Source organism: Psychrobacter sp., assembly GCF_036731945.1.
Lineage (GTDB): Bacteria > Pseudomonadota > Gammaproteobacteria > Pseudomonadales > Moraxellaceae > Psychrobacter.
The window spans coordinates 12,050-13,862 of record NZ_DAINDI010000064.1 but is presented as its reverse complement, the minus strand read 5'-3'; the positions used below and the strand labels follow the sequence as shown (position 1 = coordinate 13,862).

Genomic DNA, 1,813 nt, shown 5'->3' with positions numbered 1-1,813 from the left:
CCAATATCACCAAAATTAACATATTTATCATCAATATCTTTTTTCTTTTTCCCTTTCTTTTCTATCCGCCCAGCATCACAGTTAAGATTAAGGTTTTTACTATCTTTCTTAGTTTCAACATCATCTTCTGTTAAGAAGTAACGGCTAATAACGTGCTCATTTAATTCGACTTTTTTACCTTCACAGTCATATAATATTTGACCTGTAGTGTTGGTATATTGAATCGTAAGTTGGTCACTAGGAACGTCAGTGTTAGTCAAACCATTCCATCTGTGATTATTGTTTCCATTACTACTCATGTCATGGCTTCGGGTTAAAAAACCATCTTTTATCTGATTTTTTGTTAAAATATTTACAGAGTCAGCGCCATCTTGGCTAGCCGTAAGCACTACTCCGCCCATGGCCGTTTTATCATTAATGGGCACACCATCATTACCAAGATTGGCAAGTCTTAATTGCTGTTCAATAGATTGAATCCCAAATACTGCTGAGTCCTGAATCTCAGAGCCTGCACTCTGTACACGATCGACGCGTTGACTGGTAATAAACACTTGAATGATAGCAGCTGATATTAATAATCCTAAAACTAGGGATATCATGAGTTCAATCAGTGTAAAGCCTCGCTGATATTTGATATCTTGTATCATAATGTGTTTCATTAATACGTCTCCACAATGACACAGTTACTGCCGCTTTTATAGATACCAGCTGCATCAGCACAAGCATTTGCATTAGTAGCATCCATCGCAGCGGTGGTGTCGCCCCAAGCTGCTATGATACATTTCACTTCAGAAAAATTTGCAGTTCCAGGACAAGTTACCATATTTACCTTAATACCCTGGCTGTATAGCTTATCGTATGCGTCTTTAGACTCATTAATGGCGATTTGCTCGGCGGAACAATCTGTACAGCTTTCACGAGCTTTAGAAGCATCATTAATGGTAGCTTGATAGGTAGCAATTTGTTGAGAGTTGGCGCGCATATTTTCTGCTAGCCCCCGAATGATGCTTAAAGCCTGAGTACGTACTAAGCTCTCATCAGTTGCACTAATAGCACGCATTTGTAAAGCACTAAAACCCAAGACAGCAACAGATAATAATAAGACAGCAACTAAAACCTCTATTAGTCCGACACCTTGTTGTTGGCTAAACTGACTCATTAACATGATCCTCCAAGCTGGATACTAATCTGTCCCAATTTCCTGACCGACACCCGACGCGGGTCGGCGGTATTACCGATATCACAGATAACTAAAGTCTCGTCGTCGGCAGTTTTATTAGGTTTAAAATCAATATCATCATCGCCATCGATAGTAGTCTTTGGATTATAATGATAAGCTGTGATTTCATCTTGTGAACCACTGCTAGTATTGACTTTGAGCTTAATAGTATTAGAGGCATTATCATACGATACTTCAACTTCTTGACGTCGAATCAGGCTTTCGTTCCTCGCTTCTTTTAACGCATTAGCGAGAGTAGCGGTAGTTGACTTTACGCGCTGATTGGCAAGCTGAGTATTGATACTAGGCGCAGCGATACCTGCAATAATAGCAAGCACGGCAATCGTTACCATCAGCTCAATCAGAGTAAACCCTGAGCTGGTCATTCGTAATTTTCGTGCTACTTCATTTGCAGATGCGTTCAAATCGAATCCCTATCTCTCGCTGGCACTGTCTTTAATTGATATTAAGCTTAAAGTACAGTAAATATCTCGTTTTATGAAACCTATGCTCATACTGATTGTTTTTTAGGTATATTCACTAATAGATATGCAATTCTTGTTCCATACAGGCTATACAATAGAAACGTCGACA

General features: G+C 39.3%; 3 protein-coding genes. All 3 read right to left on the bottom strand.

Annotated elements, in window-relative coordinates; genetic code table 11:
* A partial coding sequence (locus V7D75_RS11845; protein WP_333614720.1) for a PilW family protein occupies positions 1 to 647 on the bottom strand: 647 nt, incomplete at its 3' end.
* A gap of 11 nt (positions 648 to 658) precedes the next feature.
* Positions 659 to 1,159 carry a type IV pilus modification protein PilV gene (gene pilV / locus V7D75_RS11840; RefSeq protein WP_333614719.1) on the bottom strand — a complete coding sequence of 167 codons (501 nt, stop codon included), beginning with the start codon at positions 1,157 to 1,159 and terminating at the stop codon, positions 659 to 661.
* Positions 1,159 to 1,605, bottom strand: coding sequence for a pilus assembly FimT family protein (locus V7D75_RS11835; protein WP_442968963.1), 447 nt, complete (start codon positions 1,603 to 1,605; stop codon positions 1,159 to 1,161). The genes pilV and V7D75_RS11835 overlap by 1 nt, the downstream gene beginning before the upstream one ends.
* Positions 1,606 to 1,813 lie beyond the last annotated feature (208 nt).

What these genes read in the sequence shown, in the direction of transcription:
- pilV (WP_333614719.1), bottom strand. Translation starts at nt 1,159, where the DNA reads ATGAGTCAGTTTAGCCAACAACAAGGTGTCGGACTAATAGAGGTTTTA.
- V7D75_RS11835 (WP_442968963.1), bottom strand. Translation starts at nt 1,605, where the DNA reads ATGACCAGCTCAGGGTTTACTCTGATTGAGCTGATGGTAACGATTGCC.